The organism is Streptomyces flaveolus (assembly GCF_000716535.1).
Classification (GTDB): Bacteria; Actinomycetota; Actinomycetes; order Streptomycetales; family Streptomycetaceae; genus Streptomyces; species Streptomyces flaveolus_A.
In genome coordinates this window covers 18,104-44,682 of the sequence record NZ_JNWV01000058.1, presented here as the reverse complement: position 1 = coordinate 44,682, position 26,579 = coordinate 18,104, and the positions used below count along the sequence as shown (strand labels likewise).

Annotated in this window: 19 protein-coding genes and 3 pseudogenes; 17 read left to right on the top strand and 5 right to left on the bottom strand. The window is 73.1% G+C overall.

Annotated elements, in window-relative coordinates; genetic code table 11:
* Positions 1-649 precede the first annotated feature (649 nt).
* A pseudogene (locus OO52_RS54820) lies at positions 650-1,486 on the bottom strand (DMT family transporter); the annotation flags it as partial.
* A 228-nt stretch (positions 1,487-1,714) separates the two neighbouring features.
* On the opposite strand from OO52_RS54820, the gene OO52_RS41895 reads away from it, so the two are divergent.
* From OO52_RS41895 to OO52_RS41870, 6 genes and pseudogenes are all read left to right on the top strand, one after another.
* Positions 1,715-2,491 carry a (2Fe-2S)-binding protein gene (locus OO52_RS41895; RefSeq protein ID WP_030657549.1) on the top strand — a complete coding sequence of 259 codons (777 nt, stop codon included), beginning with the start codon at positions 1,715-1,717 and terminating at the stop codon, positions 2,489-2,491.
* Positions 2,492-2,531: 40 nt separating this feature from the next.
* Positions 2,532-3,683, top strand: coding sequence for a glycogen synthase (glgA, locus tag OO52_RS41890; protein WP_078877601.1), 1,152 nt, complete (start codon positions 2,532-2,534; stop codon positions 3,681-3,683).
* Positions 3,684-3,733: 50 nt separating this feature from the next.
* Complete coding sequence (glgC, locus tag OO52_RS41885; RefSeq protein WP_030657545.1) at positions 3,734-4,954, top strand: glucose-1-phosphate adenylyltransferase; 1,221 nt, start codon at positions 3,734-3,736, stop codon at positions 4,952-4,954.
* A 126-nt stretch (positions 4,955-5,080) separates the two neighbouring features.
* Positions 5,081-7,209 (top strand): annotated as a pseudogene (locus OO52_RS41880) (GH92 family glycosyl hydrolase).
* A gap of 147 nt (positions 7,210-7,356) precedes the next feature.
* Positions 7,357-8,688, top strand: coding sequence for a wax ester/triacylglycerol synthase family O-acyltransferase (locus OO52_RS41875; protein ID WP_030657542.1), 1,332 nt, complete (start codon positions 7,357-7,359; stop codon positions 8,686-8,688).
* Positions 8,689-9,828: 1,140 nt separating this feature from the next.
* Complete coding sequence (locus OO52_RS41870) at positions 9,829-11,346, top strand: SDR family NAD(P)-dependent oxidoreductase (protein ID WP_030657540.1); 1,518 nt, start codon at positions 9,829-9,831, stop codon at positions 11,344-11,346.
* A gap of 95 nt (positions 11,347-11,441) precedes the next feature.
* On the opposite strand, the gene OO52_RS41865 is transcribed toward OO52_RS41870, so the two are convergent.
* Positions 11,442-11,837, bottom strand: coding sequence for a hypothetical protein (locus tag OO52_RS41865; RefSeq protein WP_030657538.1), 396 nt, complete (start codon positions 11,835-11,837; stop codon positions 11,442-11,444).
* Between the two features lie 453 nt (positions 11,838-12,290).
* Between OO52_RS41865 and OO52_RS50325 the strand changes: the two genes are divergently transcribed.
* Positions 12,291-12,464, top strand: coding sequence for a hypothetical protein (locus OO52_RS50325; RefSeq protein WP_106972161.1), 174 nt, complete (start codon positions 12,291-12,293; stop codon positions 12,462-12,464).
* A gap of 134 nt (positions 12,465-12,598) precedes the next feature.
* On the opposite strand, the gene OO52_RS41860 is transcribed toward OO52_RS50325, so the two are convergent.
* On the bottom strand, positions 12,599-13,972 hold the full coding sequence (locus OO52_RS41860) for an amidase (RefSeq protein ID WP_030657536.1): 1,374 nt from the start codon (positions 13,970-13,972) through the stop codon (positions 12,599-12,601).
* A gap of 177 nt (positions 13,973-14,149) precedes the next feature.
* Here OO52_RS41860 and OO52_RS41855 point away from each other — a divergent pair, with 177 nt between their 5' ends.
* Positions 14,150-16,177, top strand: a complete 2,028-nt coding sequence (locus OO52_RS41855) for an endo-beta-N-acetylglucosaminidase (RefSeq protein WP_030657534.1) — start codon at positions 14,150-14,152, stop codon at positions 16,175-16,177.
* Between the two features lie 32 nt (positions 16,178-16,209).
* Positions 16,210-16,389, top strand: a pseudogene (locus OO52_RS53475) (hypothetical protein); the annotation flags it as partial.
* 21 nt (positions 16,390-16,410) lie between these two features.
* Here the strand turns inward: OO52_RS53475 and OO52_RS41850 are convergent.
* Positions 16,411-17,112 (bottom strand): FadR/GntR family transcriptional regulator, encoded by a 702-nt coding sequence (locus OO52_RS41850; RefSeq protein ID WP_030657533.1) that lies wholly within the window; start codon positions 17,110-17,112, stop codon positions 16,411-16,413.
* Between the two features lie 165 nt (positions 17,113-17,277).
* Here OO52_RS41850 and OO52_RS41845 point away from each other — a divergent pair, with 165 nt between their 5' ends.
* From OO52_RS41845 to OO52_RS41810, 8 genes are read left to right on the top strand one after another with little or no spacing between them, the layout of a single operon-like run.
* Positions 17,278-18,342 carry a sugar ABC transporter substrate-binding protein gene (locus OO52_RS41845; protein ID WP_030657531.1) on the top strand — a complete coding sequence of 355 codons (1,065 nt, stop codon included), beginning with the start codon at positions 17,278-17,280 and terminating at the stop codon, positions 18,340-18,342.
* Positions 18,343-18,368: 26 nt separating this feature from the next.
* Entirely contained in the window at positions 18,369-19,880 is a 1,512-nt protein-coding gene (locus OO52_RS41840) for a sugar ABC transporter ATP-binding protein (RefSeq protein ID WP_030657529.1), read from the top strand.
* Positions 19,873-20,898 (top strand): ABC transporter permease, encoded by a 1,026-nt coding sequence (locus OO52_RS41835; protein WP_030657527.1) that lies wholly within the window; start codon positions 19,873-19,875, stop codon positions 20,896-20,898. Before OO52_RS41840 ends, OO52_RS41835 begins: the two co-directional genes overlap by 8 nt.
* Before the next feature lie 35 nt (positions 20,899-20,933).
* A complete protein-coding gene (locus OO52_RS41830; protein ID WP_030657525.1) occupies positions 20,934-22,274 on the top strand; it encodes an L-fuconate dehydratase in 1,341 nt (446 codons plus the stop codon).
* On the top strand, positions 22,271-23,044 hold the full coding sequence (locus tag OO52_RS41825) for an SDR family NAD(P)-dependent oxidoreductase (RefSeq protein ID WP_030657523.1): 774 nt from the start codon (positions 22,271-22,273) through the stop codon (positions 23,042-23,044). The genes OO52_RS41830 and OO52_RS41825 overlap by 4 nt, the downstream gene beginning before the upstream one ends.
* On the top strand, positions 23,041-24,009 hold the full coding sequence (locus tag OO52_RS41820; RefSeq protein ID WP_030657521.1) for an aldo/keto reductase: 969 nt from the start codon (positions 23,041-23,043) through the stop codon (positions 24,007-24,009). The genes OO52_RS41825 and OO52_RS41820 overlap by 4 nt, the downstream gene beginning before the upstream one ends.
* Complete coding sequence (locus tag OO52_RS41815; protein ID WP_030657519.1) at positions 24,006-24,320, top strand: L-rhamnose mutarotase; 315 nt, start codon at positions 24,006-24,008, stop codon at positions 24,318-24,320. The genes OO52_RS41820 and OO52_RS41815 overlap by 4 nt, the downstream gene beginning before the upstream one ends.
* Entirely contained in the window at positions 24,317-25,156 is an 840-nt protein-coding gene (locus tag OO52_RS41810) for an amidohydrolase family protein (RefSeq protein WP_030657517.1), read from the top strand. The genes OO52_RS41815 and OO52_RS41810 overlap by 4 nt, the downstream gene beginning before the upstream one ends.
* On the opposite strand, the gene OO52_RS41805 is transcribed toward OO52_RS41810, so the two are convergent.
* Complete coding sequence (locus OO52_RS41805) at positions 25,144-26,571, bottom strand: lipase maturation factor family protein (protein ID WP_030657515.1); 1,428 nt, start codon at positions 26,569-26,571, stop codon at positions 25,144-25,146. The genes OO52_RS41810 and OO52_RS41805 overlap by 13 nt on opposite strands.
* Between the last annotated feature and the right edge of the window lie 8 nt (positions 26,572-26,579).

The window sequence follows — 26,579 nt, the reverse complement described above, 5'->3', positions numbered from 1 at the left end:
ACTCGGCGTGCAGCACGGGCTCGGTGGTCCCGGCGTGCAGGACCGGTTCGGCCGACTCGTCGCGCATCATGGGGTCGGCCGGCCCGGCGAGGACCACCCGCCCGATCGACTCGGCGTGGATGAGCGGCTCGGTCGACTCGGCGTGCAGCACGGGCTCGGTGGTCCCGGCGTGCAGGACCGGTTCGGCCGACTCGTCGCGCATCATGGGGTCGGCCGGACCGGCGAGGACCACCCGCCCGATCGACTCGGCGTGGATGAGCGGCTCGGTCGACTCGGCGTGCAGCACGGGCTCGGTGATTCCGGCGTGCAGGACCGGTTCGGCCGACTCGTCGCGCATCATGGGGTCGGCCGGACCGGCGAGGACCACCCGCCCGATCGAACCGGCGTGCACGACCGGCTCGGTCGCCCCCGTGCGGTCGACCGACGTGCCCGGTCCAGCGGACCTCACCGGCTCGGTCGATGCGGCGCTCACCGCCGGCTCGGTCGCCGCGGGGCCGGTCTCTGCGGGGGCGCCCTGGTCCGCCCCGGTGCCCCTGCCCGCCCGCTGGTGCGGCATCGGCAGGCGCGCGTCCGCGCCGGCGGGCGTGCCCCGCGTGGAGGACGCTTCCACCGGCGGCGGGACAGCCGACGTCACCTCGGCCGAGGCCGGCGCCGTCTCGCGTGTCAGCCGCTCCGTCGTCAGCATGATCAGCCCGCCCGCCGCCACCACCCCGCAGCCCAGGGCGAGCACGGTGCCCGTGGTGCCGTAGCGGAACGTCTCGCCGAACATCAGGATGCCGACCGCGGCGGCCAGCACCGGGTTGACCACGGTCAGGGTGGCGAGCGGGGCGGCGAGGCCGCCGCCCCGGTAGGAGGCCTGGGACAGCAGGACGCCGGCGACCGCGAACAGGCCGATCACCGCGAGCGAGGGCAGGTCGCCCAGCGCGATGCCGTGGCTCCAGTCGACGGCCACGGTCTTGGTGAACACCGACGACATGCCGAACGCGATGCCGGATGCGGTGGCGAGCAGCACGCTGCGCACGGCCGGGTGCCGCTGCGCGGCCAGGCCCGCGAACATCAGCGCCACCACCGCCCCGCCGGTGACCAGCGCGACCGCCAGCCGTTGGGCCGGGGCGAGGGAGTGCGCGGAGGAGGAGCCGACCAGGGAGAGCAGACCGGCGAGGCCCAGCGTGGCCATGAGCGCGCCGCGCCAGGCGGTCGCGCCGGCCCGGCGGCCGACGCACAGCGCCGCGAGCGGCAGCGCGAAGACGATGGTCAGCGCGCCGAGCGGCTGGACCAGGCTGAGCGGCCCGTACGCCAGCGCCACGACGTGCAGCACGCCGCCGAGACCGTTGAGCGCCAGCGCACCCCACCAGCCCGGCCGGCGCAGCGGCAGGTACCCGCTGTCGGGGGAGGACACCGCGACCTGCTCCTGCACGATCGCTCCGCCCGCGTAGGCGAGGGCGGAGACGACCGACAGGAGCACGGACAACGCCAGGGCGCTCATCGGTGTCTCCTCTGCGTGCGACGGGCGTCCTGGGCCCGGCGCGGCGTACGGTCGGCTTCCATGGCCAACACTCTGCCCGCCCGGTTGCTTCCCGTCGTCGTACCTGAGCACGCAATGCGTCCTACTGCCGATGGAGTACAGCAGCGGCCTGATCATCCCCTGGACGGGTGAGGGCGGGCGGGCACCCGCCCGATCACCCCTGCGCCGCGCCTGGTACGAGTGTCTGTCGTGGACCTGGACCCGGATCTCTCAGCCCTGCGCCCGCTCGGCGGCTTCTTCGCCCTGCGCGTCCTCCCGGGAGCCGCCGACGGCACCGGCGCACGACGGCCGCCGACCCTCGCGGAGGGCTACGCGGGGGCGGCCACGGAGGCCGACAGGGATCCGGTGACGCTGCGCGTCGTCACCGTCGCCGGCCGACTGCGGACCGGTGAACCCCGGGTCGCCGCCTCCCTCGCCCAGCAGGGGCTGGCCGCCCGGCTGTGGTCGGTGGCCCTCGGTTGTGCCGTCCTGTACGGCCGGCTGCCCGACCTGGACCCGCGCCTGCTGCGCTGGGACGCCCGCGCCACGGTCCCCGACGATCTGTGGCTCACCGAGCTGCGCCCGCTGCCCGGCGACGCGACCACCCTCGCCGACGCCGTGCTGCACGGCCACCTGGAACCCCTGACGGCGGTCCTGCGGGCCCGCTACGGCGTCGCGCCGGGCCTGCTGCGGGGCAACGCGGGCTCCGCGCTGGCCGCGACCGCACGGGAGCTGAGCCGCTGGGCCCGCGCCCAGGGCCGTACCGACGTCGCGGCCCGCACCCGCGCGCTCACCGGGGAACTCTTCGCCCACCCCCTGCTGAGCGCCACCGGCACCCGCACCGGCACGGCGTTCCGGCGCCGCAGCTGCTGTCTGTACTACCGGGTGCCCGGCGGCGGGCTCTGCGGCGACTGCTGCCTCACCCGTCCGCCGCTTCCGTCCCCTCGCTCGTCCCCGCGCTCTTCCCCGGGCGCCGCATCTGGGTGACCATGAGGGGAACCTGCCACCGAGACCAGGGGGTTGTCGGGTGCGAGTGGGACTGCTGACCCGGGAGTACCCCCCGGATGTGTACGGCGGCGCCGGGGTCCATGTGGAGTTCCTCGCCCGCGAGTTGACCGCCCTGGTGGACCTTGAGGTGCACTGCTGGGGCGAGGGGCGCGGCGTCGGCGTCGTACGCCACCGGCCCTGGTCCGTCCTCGACGGCTCCAACGACGCGCTGCGCACCTTCTCCGTGGACCTCGCCATGGCCGCGGCCCTCGAAGGCCGCGAACTCGTCCACTCCCACACCTGGTACGCCAATCTCGCCGGCCATGTCGCCAAGCTGCTGCACGGCGTCCCGCACGTGGTCACCGCACACTCGCTGGAGCCGCTGCGCCCCTGGAAGGCCGAGCAACTCGGCGGCGGGTACGCGCTGTCGGGCTGGGCCGAGCGCACCGCGATCGAGGCCGCCGACGCGGTGATCGCCGTCTCCGGCGCCATGCGCGACGACATCCTCGCCTGCTACCCGGCCCTCGACCCGGCCCGCGTCCACGTCGTCCACAACGGCATCGACACGCGTCTGTACCGGCCCGATCCCGGCACCGACGCGCTCACCCGGCACGGCATCGACCCCACCCGCCCGTACGTCCTGTTCGTCGGCCGGATCACCCGGCAGAAGGGCGTGCCCCATCTGCTGCGGGCGGTACGGGACATCGACCCCGGCGCCCAGGTCGTGCTGTGCGCGGGCGCGCCCGACACCCCCGAGATCGACCGCGAGTTCCAGGAGCTGTTCGAGGAGCTGCGCCGGGTCCGGGCGGGCGTCTTCTGGATCCCCCAGATGCTGCCGCGCACGGAGGTGATCCAACTCCTCACGCACGCGACGGTGTTCGCCTGCCCGTCGGTGTACGAGCCGCTCGGCATCGTCAACCTGGAGGCGATGGCCTGCGGCACGCCGGTCGTCGCCTCCAGGGTGGGCGGCATCCCCGAGGTCGTGGACGACGGCCGTACCGGTCTCCTGGTCGACGTGGACGACGACTTCGAGTCCGGGCTCGCCCGCGCGCTGGACACCGTCCTCGGCGATCCGGACGCGGCCCGGCGGATGGGCGAGGCCGGACGGGCCCGCGCGGTGGGGGAGTTCGGCTGGGACGCGGTGGCCCGCCGCACCGCCGGACTCTACGAGGAGATCGTCAAGCAGGCTTAGTCCGGCCCACTCGGGGCAACCATGGTTCAACCACGGTGAGGGGAGCGGCGATGCGTCGTGGAGGGCCTTCCGTACTCGGGATCGTGCTGGCCGGAGGCGAGGGCAAACGCCTGATGCCGCTGACCGCGGACCGCGCCAAACCGGCCGTCACCTTCGGCGGCACCTACCGCCTCGTCGACTTCGTCCTGTCCAACCTCGTCAACGCCGACGTACTGCGCATCTGTGTGCTGACCCAGTACAAGTCGCACTCGCTCGACCGGCACATCACCACCACCTGGCGGATGTCCAGCCTCCTCGGCAACTACGTCACCCCGGTCCCCGCCCAGCAGCGCCTCGGCCCGCGCTGGTACCTGGGCAGCGCCGACGCCATCCTGCAGTCGCTGAACCTCGTCCACGACGAACAGCCCGAGTACGTGGCCGTGTTCGGCGCCGACCACGTCTACCGCATGGACCCGCGGCAGATGCTCGCACAGCACATCGAGGGCGGCGCGGGGGTGACGGTGGCCGGCATCCGGGTGCCGCGCGCGGAGTCCTCCTCCTTCGGGGTGATCACCCCGGGCTCGGACGGCCGTACCGTCGAGCGCTTCCTGGAGAAGCCCGCCGACCCCCCGGGCCTGCCGGACGACCCGGAGAAGGTCTTCGCCTCGATGGGCAACTACGTCTTCACCACCAAGGTCCTGATCGAGGCACTGCACCGGGATGCCGAGGACAGCCAGTCCGTGCACGACATGGGAGGCTCGATCCTGCCCCAGCTGACCGCGCGCGGCGAGGCGCAGCTCTACGACTTCAGCGACAACCACGTGCCCGGCGAGACCAGCCGCGACCAGGGCTACTGGCGGGACGTGGGCACCCTGGACGCCTACTACGAGGCGCACATGGACCTGATCGCCGAGCGCCCCGCGTTCAACCTCTACAACCGGCAGTGGCCCATCTACACGCACTCCTACCAGCTCTCCCCGGCCCGCTTCAACGCGGGCGGCATCGCGAGCGAGTCCATCATCAGCGCGGGCTGCCTGATCCGCGGCCAGGTCACCCGGTCGGTGCTGTCGCCGGGCGTACGGGTCGACCCGGGCGCGGTCGTGCAGGGCTCGGTGCTGCACGACAACGTGCACGTCGGCCGGGGCGCGGTGGTCCGCGGTGCCGTGCTGGACAAGAACGTCGAGGTGCCGCCCGGCGCGACGATCGGCGTCAATCCGGAGCGGGACGCCGAGCTGTACACCGTGTCCAAGGGCGGGGTCATCGCGTTGGGGAAGGGGCAGCGGGTGCCCTGACGGACGGGACGTCAGCGGCCCTCACGGCGCGACGCGTTCGACATCACCCTCTCGGAATGCCCAGGTTTGCACCGTCGGCCGTCCAGGATGCAGGCAACGACGTCCAACCTGCGGAGGTCATCCGACATGAGAGGGACCCGGCGCACACGGCTGTGCCTGGCCGGGGTGATGGCAGCGTCCGCGCTGATCGCCACCCCCGCCGCACGCGCCGCCGAGCGGACCGACGGCCACCTCACCGACCTGGTCAACCCGTTCATCGGGAGCCAGAACGAGGGCAACACCTTCCCCGGCGCGGCCGTGCCCTTCGGCATGGTGCAGCTCTCCCCGGACACCGGGCACAGCACCGGCTACGACTACGCGCAGAACCGTATCCGCGGTTTCTCCCTGGTCCACCTCTCGGGCGTCGGCTGCCGCATCGGCGGTGACCTGCCCGTGCTGCCCACCACCGGCGACGTCACCCAGACGGATTACGCCCAGTACGCGGCGGCCTTCTCGCACGACGACGAGGAGGCGAGCCCCGGCTACTACCGGGTCGGCCTCGCCTCCGGCATCCGCGCCGAACTCACCGCGACCGCCCGCACCGGCGTCCAGCGCTACACCTTCCCGGCCACCGACAAGGCCAACGTCCTGCTGAACGCGGCCCAGTCGCTGCACAAGGCGGTGAGCAGCGCGGTGCAGATCCTGGACGACCGCACCGTGCGCACCGAGATCACCGGCCACGGCTTCTGCCGGGACACCGGCCCCTACACGGTCTACACGATCACCCGCTTCAGCCGGCCCTTCACCGCCTACGGCACCTGGGACGACGGGACCGTCACCCCGGGCGCCCGGAGCGGATCCGGCGGCGCCTACGTCCGCTTCGACACCACCCGGAACCGCACGGTCGAGGCGACCACCGCCCTGTCGTACGTCGACTCGCGCGGCGCCGCCGGCAACCTGCGCGCCGAGGGCGGCCGGGCCTTCGACGCCGTACGCCACCGGGCCCGCGAGGAGTGGGAGCGCCGGCTCGCCGCCGTCCGGGTGCGCGGCGGCACGCCCACGCTCCGCCGGACCTTCTACTCCTCGCTGTACCGCTCCCACCTCGCGCCCAACATCGGCAGCGACGCCGACGGCCGCTACTTCGGCTGGGACCGCCGTACCCACCGCGCCCGCGGCTTCACCTACTATCAGAACTGGTCGCTGTGGGACACCTACCGCACCCAGGCGCAGCTCCTGGCGCTGCTCGCGCCGCGCGAGGCGCGGGACATGGCCCGGTCGGTGGTCGCGATCGACGAGGACGGCGGGTGGCTGCCCAAGTGGGGCTACGGCCCGGTCGAGACCAACATCATGAGCGGTGACCCGGTCACCCCGTTCCTGACCACCGCGTACCGGATGGGGCTCCTGAAGGGGTTCGAGGAGCGGGCCTACCGCGCGCTGAAGAAGAACGCCGACGGCGTGCCGCCCGCCGAGCACCCGGGCATCGGCCGGGAGGCCAACGCCGAGTACATCGCGGACGGTTTCGCGCCCTACGTCAAGGGCCGGCCGTACGCCAAGATGGGCGACTCCGACTACCACCACGGCGCCTCCGTCACCCTGGAGTACGCGCTCGCCGACGCGATGCTCGCCCAGATGGCCCGCGGTCTCGGCCACGAGGACGACGCCGCCCGCTATGCCGCCCGCTCGCGCAACTACCGGAACGTCTTCGACCCCGGCACCGGCTTCTTCCGCGCCCGGGACGCCTCCGGCGCCTTCACCGGCTCGTCCGACCCGGCCCGCGGCACCGGCTTCCACGAGGGCACGGCCTGGCAGTACCAGTGGCTCGTCCCGCAGGACGTACCGGGCATGGTGGGGTTGATCGGCGGCACACGTGCGGCCAACGCCCGCCTGGACGCCTTCTTCGCCTACGACCGGCTGCTGGCGGACCCGGCAACGACGACCTCGGCACGATGTCCGCCTGGAACGTCCTGTCGTCCATCGGCCTCTTCCCGGTCCAGCCCGGCTACGACACCTGGGGCCTGACCACGCCGGTCTTCGACCGCGTCGACCTCGCCCTGGACCGCCGCTACTGGCCCGCCGGCCGGCTGACGGTGACTGCCCCCGGCACCTCGGGCACCGACCGCTACGTCCAGGCCGTGCACACGGACGGCAGGGCGCACGGCCGGACCTATCTGACGACCGGAGCGCTCCGCTCCCTGCGCTCCCTCGCCTTCACGGTCGGCCCGCGCCCGTCGGAGTGGGGTACGTCACCCGAAGCGGCGCCGCCCGTTCTGAAATGACCTCAGCCGTCGCCTGCGTCCCGCCGCTCTCACCGGTGGCGGGACTTAACCGGGCGTTAACTGAGCGTAGCGTGATCGTACTTGACCGTAATCGCTCAGCAGGGATTGACTGCTGATCCACCCCTCGTCGACGCGTGAGGCAAGCCCTTGACTTCCGACCTGCTGGCTCCACTCGACCTGGCTTTCTGGAACATGGAGTCCGACCGGCACCCGATGCACCTCGGCGCGCTCGGCGTCTTCGCCGCGCACTCGCCCACCGCCGGGGCCCACGCCGCCGACCTGCTCGCTGCCCGGGCCGCCGCTGTACCCGGCCTGCGCATGCGCATCCGCGACCTCTGGCAGCCACTCGCCTTCGGCGGCGCCACCCGCGAGACCGACCCGGACTTCGACCCCCTGAACCACGTACGGCTGCACGCCCCGACCGACGACTTCCACGCCGCCGCCGGGCGGCTGATGGAGCGCCCCCTGGAACGCGGCCGGCCGCCCTGGGAGGCGCATGTGCTGCCCGGCGAGGACGGGGTGTCCTTCGCCGTGCTCTTCAAGTTCCACCACGCCCTCGCCGACGGGCTGCGCGCGCTGAAGCTCGCCGCCGGCGTCCTGGACCCCGTCGACCTGCCCGAGCGCGCGCCCCGCGCCGTCGAGCCGCCGCGCGGCCTGCTGTCCGACGTGCGCCGGCTGCCCGCGCGGGTGCCCGGGCTGTTCCGGGACGCGCTGTCCGACGTGGGCCGGGCCCTGGACATCGGCGCCTCGCTCGCCCGGTCCACCCTCGGCATGCGGCCGTGCGCCGCGCTGACCTCCACGCCCAGCGGCACCCGCCGCACCGCCGGGGTCGTCCTCGACATCGACGACGTGCACCGGGTGCGCAAGAGCGCCGGCGGCACCGTGAACGACGTCCTCATCGCCGTCGTCGCCGGCGCGCTGCGCCGCTGGCTGGACGAGCGGGGCGACGGCAGCAGGGGGGTGGCGCCCCGCGCCCTGATCCCCGTCTCCCGGCGCCGGCCGCACACCGCCCAGCCACAGGGCAACCGGCTCTCCGGGTACCTGATACGGCTTCCGGTGGGCGAGCCCGACCCGCTCGGCCGTCTGGAAACGGTGCGGACCGCGATGATCCGCAACAAGGACGCGGGTCCCAACCGGGGCGCCGGCGCGGTGGCGCTGCTCGCCGATCACGTGCCGGCGCTCGGGCACCGGCTGGGCGGGCCGCTGGTCGGCCAGGCAGCCCGGCTGTGGTTCGACATCCTGGTCACCAGCGTGCCGCTGCCCGGACTGGGGCTCCGGCTCGGCGGCCACGAGCTGACCGAGGTGTATCCGCTGGCCCCGCTCGCGCCCGGCCAGGCGCTGGCGGTCGCGATCTCGACGTATCGCGGGCGCGTGCACTACGGGCTGGTCGCCGACGCGGAGGCCGTGCCCGACCTGGACCGGTTCGCTCGCGCGGTGTCGGCGGAGGTGGAGACGCTCCTGGCCGTCTGCGACGGCTGAGCACCGGGCAGGGATGCTCACCAGCGCGGCTCTCGTCGCCGGGCGCGGGTCCCCCCCCGTGCCCGGCGAGCGCGCCGGGCGCGCTGCGGGTGAGGCCCGCCGTGGCCCGTGCGGTACGCGGCAGCCGTTTTCTTCCGGCCGCGGGCACGGCCCGGGGCGGCGACGGCAACGTCCCACCCGGGCTGCCGTTCCGTAGCTGTTCGGCAGGGGGGTGCGGCGAATTGCTGGGGGCCGCGGTGTCCTGCCCCGGCTGCCGCCCCGGCTGGGTGATCCGCGTTCCGTCCCGCCAGGGGCGCCGCCCTTCGCCGCCGTGGGCCGCTCCGATCCGCACCGGCTGCCGCCCCGGTCCGTGATCCGCAGCTGTTCCGCTGGCGGTGCGGCGTATTGCCGCAGGCCGGGATGTTCCGCCCCGGCTGCTGCTGCGGTCGGTGGTCCGCAGTTGTTCCGTCGGGGTGCCGCGTATTGCTCTGGGCCGCAACGTTGCCCCACGCTGCCGCCTCGACTGGGTGATCCGCAGCCGTTCTGCCAGGTGCGCCGCCCGTCGTCGTGGGCCGCACCGGTCCGCCCGGGCCGCCACCGTCCCGGTCCCTGTGCCTCAGCCGTCTCATGAGCGACCGCCTTTCAGCCCCCGCCGGAGGCGTCCCGTGCCTGCCCCCGTCGCAGGTGTCCCGTGCCCGCCCCCGCCGGAGGCCGTTCCGTGCCCCCCGTCGCAGGCGTCTCGTGCCCGCCCCGTCGCAGGTGTCCCGTGCCCGCTCCCGCCGGAGGCGTCCCGTGCGCGCCCCCGCCGGAGGCCGTTCCGTGCCCGCTCCTGCCGGAGGCCGTTCCGTGCCCGCTCCTGCCGGAGGCCGTTCCGTGCCCGCTCCTGCCGGAGGCCGTTCCGTGCCCGCCCCCGTCGCAGGCGTCCCGTACCTGCCCCCGTCGCAGGCGTCCTGTGCCCGCCCCCGCCGGAGGCCGTTCCGTCGGGACCCGTCGGCCGGGTCGTCCCGCCGAACGCGCGTATCCCCACGGGCGCCGCCCCCGTCCGGCCGTGATCGCCCAGGGCAGCGGTTTGGTGCCCTGGGCCGGGCTCCGTAAAATTCGCTGTTCGAAAGCGGGCGCGAGTCGGAGCGCTGCGCGGGTGATCAGGGAAGCGGCAACGCGATGACGGTGACAGACGACGGCTCGGCGGCGATGGACGTGCCCACGGACGCCGCCATGGACGAGGCGGTCCACGGGCCCGGTATCGACCCGGAGCGGCTTGCCGTCTGCCTGAGCGTGCTGGAGGAACTGGACCGGCTCGACGTCGACCACCCCGACGCGATCGCGGTCCGCCGTGCCACCTCGCACATCTACCGGACGGTGAAGCAGCGCCGCCGCCAGGAGCGCCGGGCCGCCAAGACCGCGCACGACCGCGCCGTCACCGAGGCCACCGCCACCGGCTCCGCCGAGCGCATCGACGACGAGACCGAGGGGATCCTGCCCTCCTCCAAGGTCGATGCCGGCCGGATCGCGGGCATACTCCAGCGTCCGCGCTCCTGCTACATCTGCAAGCAGCGCTACACCGAGGTCGACTACTTCTACCACCAGCTGTGCCAGAAGTGCGCCGCCGAGAACCGCGCCAAGCGGGACGCCCGCGCCGACCTCACCGGCAAGCGCGCCCTGCTCACCGGCGGCCGGGCCAAGATCGGCATGTACATCGCGCTGCGCCTGCTCCGTGACGGCGCGCACACCACCATCACGACGCGCTTCCCCAAGGACGCCATCCGCCGCTTCAAGGCGATGGAGGACTCCGCGGACTGGATCCACCGCCTGGAGGTCGTCGGCATCGACCTGCGCGACCCCGGCCAGGTCGTCGCGCTGGCCGATCAGGTCGCCGCGGCCGGTCCGCTGGACATCCTGATCAACAACGCCACGCAGACGGTGCGCCGCCTGCCCTCCGCCTACGCCGCCCTGGTCGACGGGGAGAGCGCCCCGCTGCCCGCCGGCGAGCTTCCCGCCCACCACGTCATCGGCGCCTTCAACTCCGGCGCGGTCGACGGCCTGGCCGCGCTGCCCCTCGGCACCAGCGGCCTCGAGGCGCAGAAGGTCGCCGACCTGGCGCTGGTCGCGGGCAACGCCAGCGTCGCCCGGCACCTCGACGGCACCGCGATCGACGCGGGCGGTCTGCTCCCCGACGTCGTGGAGTCCAACACCTGGGTGCAGACGATCGAGCAGATCTCCCCGGTGGAGCTGCTGGAGACCCAGCTGTGCAACTACACGGCGCCGTTCATCCTGATCAGCAAGCTCCGCCCGGCCATGGCCGACGCCGCCGGGAAGGCGGCGAGCGGACGGGCGTACATCGTGAACGTCTCGGCCATGGAAGGCGTCTTCAGCAGGGGCTACAAGGGCGCGGGCCACCCGAACACCAACGCCGCCAAGGCCGCCATGAACATGGTGACGCGGACCAGCGCCCACGAGATGTTCGAGACCGACCGCATCCTCATGACCTCGGTCGACACCGGTTGGATCACCGACGAGCGTCCCCACTACGACAAGCTGCGCCTCGCCGAGGCCGGCTTCCACGCACCGCTCGACCTGGTCGACGGCGCCGCCCGCGTCTACGACCCGGTCGTGCGCGGCGAGGCGGGCGAGGACGTGTACGGCGTCTTCCTGAAGGACTACGCACCCGGCAAGTGGTAGCCACAGCAGACTGAGGGCACAGCCGCCGCACGGTCACGCGCGGGCGTGAGCCACGGCGGCGGGGCCGCGCACGGGACACGGCGGCCGCCGTGCCCTCAGTCGACCGCGCCGAGCCGTGCGTGGCGGGCCGCCACCAGTTCCAGCACCGTGCGCCAGTCCTCCAGCACGCCCGCGTCGAAGCCGGCCGTACGGCTCTCCTCGCCGGCTTGGCGCAGCCGCAGCACATCGTCGTCGGCCGGGTCCGCGTCCCCGCGGACCAGCCGGAACACCCGCTCCCCGAGCAGGGCGCGCACCGCCTCGGCCGCGCTGCGCGCCCGGGCCGCCTCGTCGCCCGGGCAGAGCACCGGCCCGATGCCCCGCACCAGCCCCGCCACCTGGAGCTCCTTGTCGGCGGGACGGCTGCGGCGCAGCAGCGCCGCGGTCCGCAGCGCCTGCTGGGGCCGGCCGGCGTACAGCAGATCCATCAGCTCCTCGACACTGCGCAGCTCCATGCGTCAGCCCTTCCGCGAGTCAGCCGTTGCCGCGCCAGCAGAACATGACGAGCTTGCCGCCGGGCCAACGGCGCTTGAAGAGGTGTTCGCCCCTGTAGGCCACACGGGTGATTCACCGCGTCGTCCGTGTGAGCGGCTTGTTTCAAAAGGCCCCGTATTAGGGGGTATTGAGGAGCAGCGCGAAGTGCATCGGTTACAGCTTGTTTGCATTCCCTATCGAGCGGATGCCCGCTCATTTGGTTAGTCTGGAGCCGGCGGACACCAGCACCGGGGTTTCACCCACACCCACCGTCCGTCCTGGGGCGAGCCGGCGGACAACGGCCTGCTCTGACAGAGGAACCGGCGCCACCGCGTCCGAACCGGCCTTCCATCCAGACCCGAGCGGGCGTCGAGCACCGGAGCGCGGACTGTCCGGTACGCCCCGAGGGTGACCCGACACATAAGGAGTGCGCGGTGACACCGGAGAAGACGAATCGCGAGCAGCGCCCCAAGGAACACACGGAGCGCGTGGGCCGCCGGCCCGGAGAACTCGGCAGCCTCGACGTGTGGGCCCGGTCCGCCCCGATCCGCCTCGCGGGTTACGAGGACGACCTCGCCGAGCCCCACATCCTGCCGAGCGTGGACTGACCCGGTCGGTCCCCTCGCGATCGCCGCCCGCGTGGGCGTGACAGACGCACGCCCATGCGGATCGCAGAAGCCGCGGCCCGGACACCGGCCGCGGATCCGGCCTCCCCTACCCGGGACACCGGTCCCGCCGCGCATCACCCAGCGGACGCCGGCCCCGCACCCGGCTCCGCCACCGGTGCCGTCCGCCGCCACGGGCTCAGCTCCTCCAGCTCCCGCGCCAGCTCCAGCAGCACGGCCTCCCTACCCGGCCGGCCCACGAGCTGTACGGCACACGGGGCGCCCGAGGGCAGACTGCCGGCCGGCACGGACATCGCCGGCCAGCCCGTCAGGTTCCACGGCGGGGTGAAGGGCGAGTAGGCGGTGTTCGCCAGGACGTTGCGCAGCCAGCCCCGCTCGTGCCACGGTCCGGCCTGCGGTGAGCGGCGGGCCAGGGCAGGGGTGAGCAGCACGTCGTACTCGGTGAGGAACGGCGTCAGCCGGGCGCGCAGCCGCTCGCGCGCCGCACCGGTGCGGACCGGCCGGACGAACCGGCGGCCCACGGCCGCGTGCACCCGGGTCCGGCGGGCCAGCGACGCCCGGTCCAGGCCCTCGGCGTCCACCGCGGTACCCGCCGTCCAGTGCTGGAGCGCGGTCACGCCCAGGGAGAGCGGGTACGGCGGCTCCGCCCGCACCACCTGATGCCCCGCACGCGCCAGCACGCCGGCCACCTGCCGGACCGCGGTCGTATACGGCCGGCTCACGCTCACCCCCGCGAGCGGACTGCGCAGGCCGACGGCGATCTTCCGGCGCGCCCTTTCCGGCGGCCGGACGAACTCCGCGTCCGCGAGGACCGCCAGCATCAGCCGCAGGTCCTCGACCGTCGTGGCCAGCGGACCGTTCTCCGACATGCCGAACCAGTCACCGTCGCCGATCCCCGCCGGCACCACTCCGTGCCCGGGCTTCAGCGTGACCAGACCGCAGTTCGCCGCCGGGATGCGCAGCGAGCCCATCCCGTCGTTGCCCAGCGCGAGCGGCACCAGTCCCGCGGCCACCGCCGCCGCGCTGCCCCCGGAGGAGCCGCCCGCCGTGCGGGAGAGGTCCCAGGGGTTGCGGGCGATGCCGTACGGGCCCTCCGTGGTGCCGAAGACACACAGCTCGGGCACGTTCGTCAGCCCGACGACCACCGCGCCCGCCGCCCGCAGCCGGGCCACCGTCACATGGTCGTCCGCGGCCGGGGAGTCCGGGGTGGCGGCCGAGCCAACCCGGCACGACTCGCCACGCACCGCGAGATTGTCCTTCACCGCCAACGGCACGCCCGCCAGCGGCAGCCCGGTCAGATCGGCGCGGGACGCCAGCTCGTCGGCCTCGGCGAGCGCCGCCTCCGCCCGGACCTTCCGGAACGCCCCGATCCGGCCGTCGAGCCGCTCGATCCGCGCGAGGTGCTCGGCCACCACCTCCCTCGGCGTCACCCGCTTCTCGCGGACGGCGGCGGCGATCTCGGCGGCACTCCGGCCGGCCCAGTTGCTCACGGGCGCTCCTCGTTACTCATCGGTACGGAAGGCGGGCAGGGAGAACTGTGCCCGCTCAGGGGGCCGCACGTCGAGAGGCCGTGCACCGTCATTGACTTCCAGCGGAGGGCCCGACAACGATGTCAAGGCGCAGTCGTCACAGCAGGTACGTCCCGTCCCTCATGGAGGCCTCCGCTCGTGAACCCCACCAGACGCACGGTCCTGATCGCCGCCGGCGCCGCCGCCCTGACCCCCGCGCTGCCCGCGCAGGCGGCTCCGCGAGCCGCCGCCGCGACCCCGCCGTACGCCTCCTACTGGTACCCGGACTCGCTGCCCGCCGGCAGCCCCGGCCCCGGCATCACCTGGCGCAGCCTGAAGAGCTGGCGCGCGGCCGACGACCCCGACCTCGCGTTCAACGCCGCCTCCATACCGCTCGCCGCCCGCTTCACCCCCACCCCGGCGAACACCACGGCCCGCTCCGGACAGGCCCGCGTCCAGGCCCTCGTCTCCTTCGGACCCACCTCCGCCAACCCCTCCCAGGGCTCGGCCACCGCCGACTACTACGCCCTGACCCACTGGGCGTACATCGACGAACTGGTGTTCTGGGGCGGCTCGGCAGGCGAGGGGCTGATCCTCGCGCCGAACGCCCCCATCGTGGACGCGGCCCACCGGCACGGCGTCCCCGTCCTCGGGAACATCTTCCTGCCCCCGGTGGCCTACGGAGGACAACTCCAGTGGACCCGGGACCTGGTGCAGAAGGACGCCGCCGGCCACTACCCGCTCGCCGCGCAGCTCGTCGCCGTCGCGGCGGCGTACGGCTTCGACGGCTGGTTCGTCAACGCCGAGACCAGCGGCGGCAACACCGCGCTCGGTACGGCCATGCTGGGTTTCCTCAAGGAGCTGAAGGCGCTCGCGGCGGCCCGGGGGCAACGGGTGACCTGGTACGACGCGATGACCGTGAACGGCACGGTCAGCTGGCAGGGCGCGCTGAACAGCCAGAACCAGGCGTTCTTCCAGGCCGCCGACGACATGTTCGTGGACTTCCGGTGGAGCGCGGCCACGCTCGCCGCCTCCGGCACGAAGGCGGACCAACTGGGGCGCAGCCGCTACGAGTTGTGGGCGGGCGTCGACGTCGAGTCGAACGGGTCCGGTACGTCCGTGAACTGGGACGCGATCGTCCCGGCCGGCAAGCCGCACCTCACCTCGATCGGCTTCTACCGGCCCGAGTGGACCCGCAACCACCTGCCCGCCGACCAGCGCGCCCCCGAGGACTTCCACGCGGCCGACGACCGCTTCTGGACCGGGCGGTCGCTGGACCCGTCGCGGCCCGACGCGAGCGATCCGTGGCGGGCGCCCGCGGTGTCCGTGGCGGACCGGTCGACGGTGACCTCGGTGCCGTTCGCGAGTGTGTTCAACACCGGGCACGGCCTGCGGTGGTACGAGGAGGGGGTCGTCACCTCGGACGCGCCCTGGAACCACCTCGGGCTCCAGGACCGTTTGCCGTCGCGGCGCTGGGCGGTCCGCACGACGGGGGAACGGCCGGCGGTCTCCTTCGACTTCGCCGACGCCTGGCGGGGCGGGAGCAGTGTGCTGGTCGCGGGTGAACTGGATCAACCAGCGGTGGTGGATCTGTACGCGACCCGGCTGCCGGCCGGTGTGAACACGGTTGTCGAGCTGACGTACCGGAGCGAGTCCGGGGATGTGAACGTCGAGCTGGCGGTGGCGACGGCCGAACCGAGCGCGCCGGGGGCGACACCGCCGTACACCTATCTGGCTGTGAACCCGGTCGACAAGGGAGTCCGTGTGCGGTCCGTCAACGGCTGGCAGACCGTGACCGTACCGCTCACAGGTCTTTCCGGCACCGTCCGCGCGCTCGGCGTCCGGCTCACCGCGAACGAGGGCCCGGTGCGCTGGCGCCTGGGCGGTGTGGCCGTACGGGACACCGTCACCGCACCCGCCGCCCCCACCGGCGCCCGCGTCACCGCGGCGAACGGCGGCGACCTCCGCCTGGCCTGGACCGCCGCCCCGGGAGCCGTCCGCCACTACACGCTCCACCGCCTCCTCCCCGACGGCACCCTCCGCTTCCTCGGCGCCACCGGCCAGCGCGCCTACTTCGTCACCGGCCAGCGGCCCGAACAAGGGGAGACGGCCGCACGGTTCGAACTGCGGGCGGTGGGGGAGCTCTACAACGCCTCGACCCCCGTGACCGTGACCCACCCCTGGTAGTCACCCGGAACCGCGGGGAGCACCCCGGCCGCGAGTCCGTGCCGATGCGGGTCGCGGTATGGCGTGCGCCGGTTGAGCCGGTGCCGGTCGAGGAGGGCCTGGCGGCCGAGGCCGAGCCGGTCTCGGCGGGGGCCGGTGGGAGTCGGTGGGGTGCTCCGTGGGGGACGAGCCGGTTCCGGGTGACCGGGACCGTGCCCGAGGGCGTGGGCGGGCACGGAGGGTCGGGGTGTCGGCTAGCCGCCGAGCTGGGCCCGTAGCCACTCCTCCACCTCGCCCACGTGGGCGGCTGCCGCCGCCCGGGCCGCTTCCGGGTCGTGGGCGGCGAGGGCGCGGTGGATGGCGGCGTGTTCGCGGCGGGTGCGTGCGAAGGCGCCCTCCTCCTGGTAGCCGCGCCAGACGCGGGCACGGAAGGTGCGCGAGGACAGGCCGTCCAGGATGGCTGCCATGGTCTCGTTGCCGGCGGCGGACGCGATCTCGCGGTGGAAGGCGAGGTCGTGGGCGAGGATCTCCTCGGGGTCGTCGGTGGCGTTCATGGCCGCCAAGTGCTTCTCGACCGCGACCAGTTGGTCGTCGGTGATGCGCGCGGCGGCCAGCGCGGTCGCCGTCGACTCCAGGATCCGGCGCACCTCCAGGAGTTCCACCAGGCGCGGGCCCCGGGACAGGTCGGCTACCACCCCGAAGGTCTCCAGCAGGTCGCCGGCCTCCAGCGCGGTGACGTAGATGCCGGACCCGTGTCGTGCCTCCAGGACGCCCATGACCGTCAGGGCGCGGATCGCCTCCCGCGTCGAGCTGCGCGAGATGCCGAGCCGAGCGGCGAGTTCCCGCTCGGTGGGCAGTCGCTCGCCCGGCTCCAGCCGGCCCTCGGCGATCATCGCCTTGATCTCGTCGATGGCGCGCTGGGTCACCGTGCCCTTCTGCGGGGCTGCCTCGTCCACGCCACTCCTCCAGTCACCGCGGTGCGTCGCAGTCTAGTCAGCCGAGTGGTCCGACCACTATGCGTCGGCAGCCGGAATTTTCGCTGCAAGAGGGTGTTCCACCGCCTGAGTGGTCTGATAAGTATGCGGTCGTCTGCTCGAACCCCCTCGACGAGGAGCCGCGAGATGCCCGCCAGCACAGTGAGCAAGCGCAGCAGGTCCCGGATCACCGGCGCGGCGGCCCTGGCCGTCGGTGCCTCGCTCGTGCTCGCCGCCTGCGGCAGCACCAAGGACACCGCGAGCGTGGGAAGCGGCGGCATCGGCAAGGTCGGTGTGATCCTGCCGCTGCTGACGTCGCCGTTCTGGCAGTCGTACAACGACTACGTGCCCAAGATGGCCAAGTCCGAGGGTGTCGAGGTGCTGAAGACGGTCAACTCCAACAGCGACCCCTCGCAGCAGATCACCGACATCGGCAACGAACTCAACCAGGGCGTCAAGGGACTGGTCGTCGCGCCGCTGGACAGCGCCGCCGTCCAGGCCGGTCTCGACCAGGCCGAACGCAAGGGCGTGCCGGTCGTCGCCGTGGACGTGGCGCCCGACAAGGGCAAGGTCGCCATGGTGGTGCGCGCCGACAACGTCGCCTACGGCAAGAAGGCCTGCGACTACCTCGGGCAGCACGTGAGCAGCGGCAAGGTCGTGCAGATCATGGGTGACCTCGCCTCGGTCAACGGCCGCGACCGCTCCGAGGCGTTCCGCACCTGCGTGAAGGAGAAGTACCCGAAGCTCAAGGTGCTGGAGATCCCCGCCAAATGGGAGTCCGACACCGCCGCCGCCAAGCTCGACACCCTCCTCAACGCCAACCCCGACATCAAGGGCATCTACCTCCAGGCGGGCGGCGTCTACCTCGCCCCGACCCTGCAGACCCTGAAGTCGAAGAACATGCTCAAGGCGGCCGGGCAGAAGGGGCACATCGCGATCGTCTCCAACGACGGCATCCCGCAGGAGTACGAGGCCATCCGCAAGGGCCAGATCGACGCCACCGTCTCCCAGCCGGCCGACGCCTACGCCAAGTACGGCCTGTACTACATCAAGGCGGCGATGGAGGGGAAGAAGTTCGAGCCCGGCCCGACCGACCACGACTCCACGATCGTCAGGCTGCCCAGCGGCATCCTGGAGGACCAGCTGCCCGCCCCGCTGGTCACCAAGGACAACGTCGACGACCCCAAGCTGTGGGGCAACTCGGTCCGATGAGCCAGGGTCCTCAGAGCCACGGTTCGATGGCCACCCCGCCCATCGACACCACGCCACTGGTCGAAGCACGGGACGTCGTCAAGCGGTACGGCCCCACGGTCGCCCTCGCCGACGGCCGGCTCGCCGTGCTGCCCGGCGAGTCCCACGCCCTCGTCGGCCGCAACGGCGCCGGCAAGTCCACGCTGGTGAACATCCTCACCGGCCTCCAGGCGCCGGACGCGGGCACCGTCCGCTTCGACGGCGAACCCGCGCCCCCGCTCGCCGACCGGGACGCCTGGCGCCGCAAGGTCGCCTGCGTGTACCAGAAGCCCACGGTCGTACCGGAGCTGACCGTCGCGGAGAACCTCTTCCTCAACCGGCAGCCGCAGGCACGGGGACTGATCAGCTGGCGCCGGCTGCGCATGGAGGCCGCCCGCCTCCTCGCCACCTGGGACGTCCACGTCGACCCGGAGGCCCGCACCGCCGACCTCAAGGTCGAGGACCGCCAGATGGTCGAGATCGCCCGCGCGCTGAGCTTCGGCGCCCGGTTCATCGTGCTGGACGAACCCACCGCCCAGCTCGACAACCGGGAGATCGAGCGGCTGTTCAGCCGGATGCGGGCGCTCCAGGACTCCGGAGTGACCTTCCTGTTCATCTCGCACCACCTTCAGGAGGTGTACGAGGTCTGCCAGACCGTCACCGTGTTGCGGGACGCCCGCTGGATCACGACGGCTCCCGTCGCCGAGCTGCCCAGGGCGGCCCTGGTGGAGGCCATGGCGGGGGAGTCGATCGCCGAGCAGGCGCGCCCGCGCGGCACGGTGACCGACGCGGCGGCCCCGGTCGTGCTCGACGTGCGCGGCCTGACCTCCACCGCGTACGACGGCATCGACCTCACCGTCCGGCGCGGTGAGGTCGTGGGACTCGCCGGGATCAGCGGCAGCGGCAAGACCGAGCTGGCCGAGACCCTCGCCGGACTGCACACCCCGACCGGCGGCTCGGCGCTGCTCGAAGGAGAGCCGCTGCCCTTCGGCGACGTGTGGGCGGCGCTCGACGCGGGCGTAGGCTGCGTGCCCCGCGACCGGCACGAACAGGGACTGGTCCCCGGCATGACCGTCGGCGACAACTCCACCCTGAGCGTCCTGGACCGGCTCGGCCGCTTCGGCTTCGTGAGCACCGACCGCAGACGCGGCTTCGCCGACGAGCTGATCGACCGCCTCGACATCCACACCGAGGGCCCCGGACAGCCCGTCTCCGACCTGTCCGGCGGCAACGCGCAGAAGGTCGTCATGGCCCGCGCCCTGGCCTCCGACCCCCGCCTGCTCGTCCTGATCAACCCCACGGCGGGCGTCGACGTGAAGTCCAAGGAGTCCCTGCTGGCCCGGATGGACAGCGCCCGCGAGGACGGCACGGCCGTGCTCGTCGTCTCCGACGAACTCGACGATCTGCGCCGCTGCGACCGCGTCCTCGTCCTCTTCCACGGCCGCATCGTCGCCGAGCACCCGGCCGGCTGGCGCGACCACGAGCTGATCGCCTCCATCGAAGGAGTGGACCATGGCTGACACCAAGGCCCCGCCGCTCACCTCGCCCCGCCTTCCCGACCAGCGGGCCACCCGGGCCGTGCTGCTCCGCCGCGCCCGGGAACTCGCCCTCGTACCGGCCCTGTTGCTGCTCATGGTGCTGGGCGCGGTGGTCAACGACTCGTTCCTCACCGAGCGGAACCTGATCTCGATCCTGGGCGCCTCGGCCGCCCTCGCCATGGTGGTGCTCGCCGAGTCGCTGGTGCTCATCACCGGCAAGTTCGACCTGTCCCTGGAGTCGGTCGTCGGTATCGCGCCCGCCGTCGGGGCGCTCCTCGTCCTGCCCGCGGCGCAGTCCGGCTGGGGCACCGGGTTGCCGGCGCCGGTCGCCCTGCTCGCGATCCTCGTCGCGGGCGCGGCCGTCGGCGCCTTCAACGGCGTCCTGGTCGTGAAGTTCAAGCTCAACGCCTTCATCGTGACCCTGGCGATGCTCATCGTGCTGCGCGGGCTCCTGGTCGGCGCCACCAAGGGCAAGACCCTGTTCGGCATGCCCGACAGCTTCTACTCGCTGGCCACCACCACCTTCCTGAACATCCCGATGTCGGTGTGGCTCGCCGCCGTCGCCTTCGCCGTCGCGGGGGGCGTGCTCAAGTACCACCGCGTCGGCCGCGCCCTGTACGCCATCGGCGGCAACGCGGAGGCCGCCCGCGCCGCGGGCATCCGCGTGGAGCGCGTGATGCTCGGCGTGTTCGTCGTCGCCGGTGTCCTCGCCTCCGTCGGCGGCATCATGCAGACCGGCTACGTCGGCGCGATCAGCGCCAACCAGGGCCAGAACATGATCTTCACCGTGTTCGCGGCGGCGGTGATCGGCGGCATCAGCCTGGACGGCGGCAAGGGCACCATGTTCGGGGCCCTGACCGGCGTCCTCCTCCTGGGCGTCGTGCAGAACCTGCTCACCCTCGCCCAGGTGCCGTCGTTCTGGATCCAGGCCATCTACGGCGGCATCATCCTCGTCGCCCTGATGATCGCCCGTGTGACGACGGGCCGCGCCCAGGACTGATGAACCGTCACCTCCTCCCAGCAGAAAGGGCATCCGTGTCCGACGCCCCCGCCCGTGTCATCGCGGTCGACACCCACGACATCCGCTTCCCCACCTCGCGCGAACTGGACGGCTCCGACGCGATGAACCCGGATCCCGACTACTCGGCGGCCTACGTCGTGCTGCGCACCGACGCCGCCGACGGGCTGGAGGGACACGGATTCACCTTCACCATCGGGCGGGGCAACGACGTCCAGGTCGCCGCGATCGACGCGCTGCGGGGCCATGTGCTGGGCCGCGACGTCGAGGAACTGTGCGCCGACCCCGGCTCGCTCTTCCGGGACCTGATCGCCGACAGCCAGTTGCGCTGGCTCGGCCCCGAGAAGGGCGTGATGCACATGGCGATCGGGGCCGTCGTCAACGCCGCCTGGGACCTCGCCGCCCGGCGGGCCGGCAAGCCGCTGTGGCGGTTGCTCGCCGACGCCGAACCCGAGTGGCTGGTCAGCCAGATCGACTTCCGGTACATCACCGACGCCCTCACCCCCGAAGAGGCCCTCGACCTGCTCAGGCGCGGCAGAGCCGGTGCCGAGGAGCGCCGGGCCCGGCTCCTGGAGCGCGGCTTCCCTGCCTACACCACCTCTCCGGGCTGGCTCGGCTACGACGACGACAAGCTCGGCCGGCTCGCCGCCCAGGCCGTCGCCGACGGCTTCCGGCAGATCAAGCTGAAGGTCGGCGCCGACCTCGACGACGACATCCGCCGCTGCCGGGCGGCCCGCGCCGTCGTCGGACCGGAGATCCGCCTGGCGATCGACGCCAACCAGCGCTGGAACGTCGACGAGGCGATCCGCTGGACCAACGCCCTGGCCGAGTTCGGCCCGTACTGGATCGAGGAGCCCACCAGTCCCGACGACGTCCTCGGCCACGCCACGATCCGCCGCGCGGTCGCCCCCGTGAAGGTCGCCACCGGCGAACACGTGCAGAACCGGATCGTGTTCAAGCAGATGCTCCAGGCCGGGGCCCTCGACATCGTGCAGATCGACGCGGCCCGCGTCGCCGGGGTCAACGAGAACCTCGCCATCCTGCTCCTCGCCGCCAAGTTCGGCGTCCCCGTCTGCCCGCACGCGGGCGGGGTCGGTCTGTGCGAACTCGTCCAGCACCTGTCGATGTTCGACTACCTGGCCGTCTCCGGCAGCACCGAGGACCGGGTCATCGAGTACGTCGACCACCTCCACGAGCACTTCGTCACCCCGGTCGTCATCCGCGACGGCCACTACACGGCGCCCACCGCGCCCGGCTTCTCCGCCGCCCTGCGCCCGGAGTCCCTCGCGCGGTACGCGTTCCCCGGCGGCACCTACTGGGCCGCCGACCCCGACACCCAGAAGGGACAGGCGGCATGAGCGACTTCGCGGGACTGAGGGCCCTGGTGACCGGCGGCGCGTCCGGCATCGGCCGGGCCACCGCCGACCTCCTCGCCGCCCGCGGCGCCCAGGTCGCCGTCCTCGACCTGGACCCGTCCGCGGTGGAGAAGCCGCTCCTCGGGCTGCGCGCCGACGTCACCGACGACGCCTCGGTGCGTACGGCCGTCCAGGACGCGGCCGAGGCGCTCGGCGGGCTGGACATCCTGGTGAACAACGCGGGCGTCGGCGCCCAGGGCACCGTCGAGGACAACGACGACGCCGAGTGGCGGCACGTCTTCGACGTCAACGTCCTCGGCATGGTCCGCACCGCCCGCGCCTGCCTGCCGTACCTGCGCCGCGCCGCCACCGCCCGTCCGGGCACCGCGGCGATCGTCAACACCTGCTCCATCGCGGCCACCGCCGGACTGCCGCAGCGCGTCCTGTACAGCGCCACCAAGGGCGCCGTGTACTCCCTGACCCTCGCCATGGCCGCCGACCACGTCCGCGAGGGCATCCGGGTCAACTGCGTCAACCCCGGTACGGCGGACACCCCGTGGATCGGCCGGCTGCTGGACGCGGCCGAGGACCCGGCCGCCGAACGCGCCGCCCTGGAGGCCCGCCAGCCCACCGGACGGCTGGTCTCCGCAGCCGAGGTCGCGGGTGCCATCGCCTACTTGGCCAGCCCCCTCTCCGGTGCCACCACCGGCACCGCCCTCGCCGTCGACGGCGGCATGCAGGGCCTGCGGCTGCGTCCGGCGGCGGACCGGTGACCCCCCTGGGCCGCGGCGGCGTCGAAGTCACTTCCCTGGGCTTCGGCGTCGCCGCCCTCGGCAACCTCTACACCCCGGTCGGCGACGAGCAGGCGCACGCGGCCGTACAAGCGGCCTGGGAACGCGGCATCCGCTACTTCGACACCGCCCCCCACTACGGCCTCGGACTGTCCGAACGCCGCCTGGGCGCGGCCCTGCGGGAGCACGACCGCGCCGACTACACGGTCTCCACGAAGGTCGGCCGCCGCCTGGAGCCGGCCGACGGCACCGGCGACGACCTCGCCAACGGCTTCGCCGTACCCGCCACCCACCACCGCGTCTGGGACTTCACCGCCGACGGTGTCCGCCGCACCCTGGAGGCGAGCCTGGAACGCCTCGGCCTCGACCGGGTCGACGTCGTCTACCTCCACGACCCCGACGACCACGCCGAAGAAGCCTTCCGCGAGGGCTACCCGGCCCTGGAGAAGCTCCGCTCGGAGGGCGTGGTGGGCGCCATCGGCGCGGGCATGAACCAGGCGGAGATGCTGGCCCGCTTCGTCCGTGACACGGACGTCGACGTGGTGCTCTGCGCGGGCCGGTACACCCTCCTCGACCAGAGCGCGGCCACCGAGCTGCTGCCCGAGGCGGTACGGCGGGGCGTGTCCGTGGTCTTCGGCGGCGCCTTCAACTCCGGTCTGCTGGCGGACCCGACACGCAAGCCGACGTACGACTACACCCAGGCGCCCCAGGACTTGCTGGACCGCGCGCTGCGGATCAAGGCGGTCGCCGAGCGCCACGGCACCACCCTGCGCGCCGCCGCCCTCGCCTTCTGCTCCGCGCACCCGGCCGTGGCGAGCGTCCTGGCCGGTGCCCGGTCGGCGGCCGAAGTCCACGACTGCGCCGACCAGTTCGCGACGCCGGTGCCGGACGCCTTCTGGCGGGAACTGCGCGCGACCGGCCTGCTGCCCCCGGAGGAACCGTCATGAGGGTCGCCCTGCACACCAAGGTCCGCGCGGACCGGATCGCCGAGTACGAGGCGGCCCACCGCGCGGTCCCGAAGGACCTCACCGACGCCATCCGCGCCGCCGGAGCCACCTCCTGGACCATCTGGCGCAGCGGCACCGACCTCTTCCACGTCCTGGAGTGCGCGGACTACGCCCGCCTGCTCGCCGAGCTGGAACGGCTCCCGGTCAACGCGGCCTGGCAGACCAGGATGGCGGACCTGCTCGACGTGGCGCACGACTACTCCGCCGAGGGCGCCGCCGCCACCCTGCCCGTCGTATGGGAGCTGCCGTGAGCGTGGACGCCCACCACCACGTCTGGGACCTGACCGTCCGCGACCAGGACTGGATCCGCGGCCCCGAACTCCAGCCGCTGCGTCGGAACTTCACCGTCGCCGACCTGGAACCCGAGGCCCGCGCCGCCGGAGTCGACCGTACCGTCCTCGTCCAGACGATCACCGTGCCCGAGGAGACCCCCGAGTTCCTCGCCCTGGCCGCCGCCCACGACCTGATCGCCGGGGTCGTCGGCTGGACCGACCTCACCCGCCCCGGCATCGCCGACGAACTGGCCCGGCTGCGCGCGCTCCCCGGCGGCTCCTACCTGAAGGGCATCCGGCACCAGGTGCAGGGCGAACCCGACCCCGAGTGGCTGCTGCGGCCCGACGTCCTGCGCGGCCTGGCCGCCGTGGCCGACGCCGGACTGGTGTACGACCTCGTGGTCCAGGCCCACCAGCTCCCGGCCTGCGTGGCGGCGGCCCGGGCCCTGCCCCAGCTCACGTTCGTCCTCGACCACCTCGGCAAGCCGCCCATCGCCTCCGGGGACCGCGCGTCCTGGGCCGCCGCCCTGCGGGCCCTCGCCGACCTGCCCAACACCGTCGCCAAACTGTCCGGCCTGGTCACCGAGGCCGGCCCGGACACCCGGAACCCGGCCGGTCTGCGCCCGTACGTCGACATCGCCCTGGACGCCTTCGGCCCCGCCCGTCTGATGACCGGCTCGGACTGGCCGGTGTGCACCCTGGCCATGTCGTACACCGACGTCCACGCCCTCACCCGCGAGCTGACGGCAGGGCTCGGCGACGCGGAGCGCACGGCGCTGTTCGAGACCACCGCGACCCGCGTCTACGACCTCTGAACCGCGCCCGCGAGCCGTGTCGGCGGCAGGTACTCCCGCACGAACGTCCGCTCCCAGCACGCCCCCGTCTCCCGCAGCTCCCGCCAGGTCGTGTACCGGTACCGGAACAGCCGGGCCCGGACGTAGCGCGGCGGGGTGTCGGGCGGGAACGGGGAGCGGCGCAGCAGCCGCAGCGTGTCCCGGTCGTTCTCCAGCAGGCGTTCCACCAGGCCGCCGAACCACTCCCCGGCGTAGGCGGGCGACAGTGCCGCGAACCACATCAGCCAGTCCAGGCGCAGATGGTAGGGGGCGAACTGGCGCGGCCAGCGGCGGGGATCGCCGGGCTTGCCCTTGAAGGTGTACTCCCGCCAGTCCGAGTCCGAGTCCGGGTGCGGGGTGTCGTCCAGCGTGCCCTCGACCACCACCTCGTAGCGGATCCGGCTGACGCTGCCGAACGCGCCGTAGGTGTTCACCAGGTGCAGCGGGTCGAAGGAGCGGTTCATCACCTGGCGGCGGGAGACCATGTTCACCACCGGGCGGTAGCTGAGGAAGAGCAGCAGCGCGGCGACCGCGAGCACCAGCACCTCGTACCACAGCGGCGCCGACGGCACCCTCGGCGCGGTCGCCGGCAGATGGAGCGCGGACAGCGCCAGCACGATGGTGATCCAGTTCAGCCAGGAGAAGTTGCCGGAGAGTACCAGCCACAGCTGTGTGAGGATCATCAGCGCGGCGGCGGCCGAGGCGACCGGCTGGGGAGTGAACAGCAGGACCGGTACGACGAGCTGGGTGACGTGGTTGGCGGCCACCTCCACCCGGTGCAGCGGCTTCGGCAGATGGTGGAAGAACCAGCTCAGCGGGCCCGGCATCGGCTGGGTCTCGTGGTGGTAGTCCAGGCAGGTGAGCCGCCGCCAGCAGGCGTCGCCCCGCATCTTGATCAGCCCGGCGCCGAACTCCACCCGGAACAGGATCCAGCGCAGCAGGAACAGCACCACGACCGGCGGCGCCACCTCGCCGTTGCCGAGGAACGCGGCCAGGAACCCCGTCTCCAGCAGCAGCGACTCCCAGCCGAACGCGTACCACGTCTGGCCCACGTTGACGATCGACAGGTACAGCGCCCACGGCACCAGCCACAGCAGGATCCCCGCCCACAGCGGCAGCAGCGAGTCCGCCCCGGCCAGCAGGGCCGCCGAGACCGCGCAGCCCGCCCAGGCACAGGCCGCGAAGAAGCGGTCGGAGTAGTGCAGGTGGAACAGGCTCGGCGCGTGCCGGAACCGCACCCGGGCCAGGTGGCGGGGGATCGGCAGCATCCCGCGCTCGCCCAGCAGGGCCCGGAACTGCAGGGCCGCCGCCAGGAACGCCACCAGGTACACAGCGGCCAGAGCCCGCTGGAAGACCAGCCGGCTGAGCCAGTAGTCGGGTGCGGTGAACCAGTCCACGGCTGTGC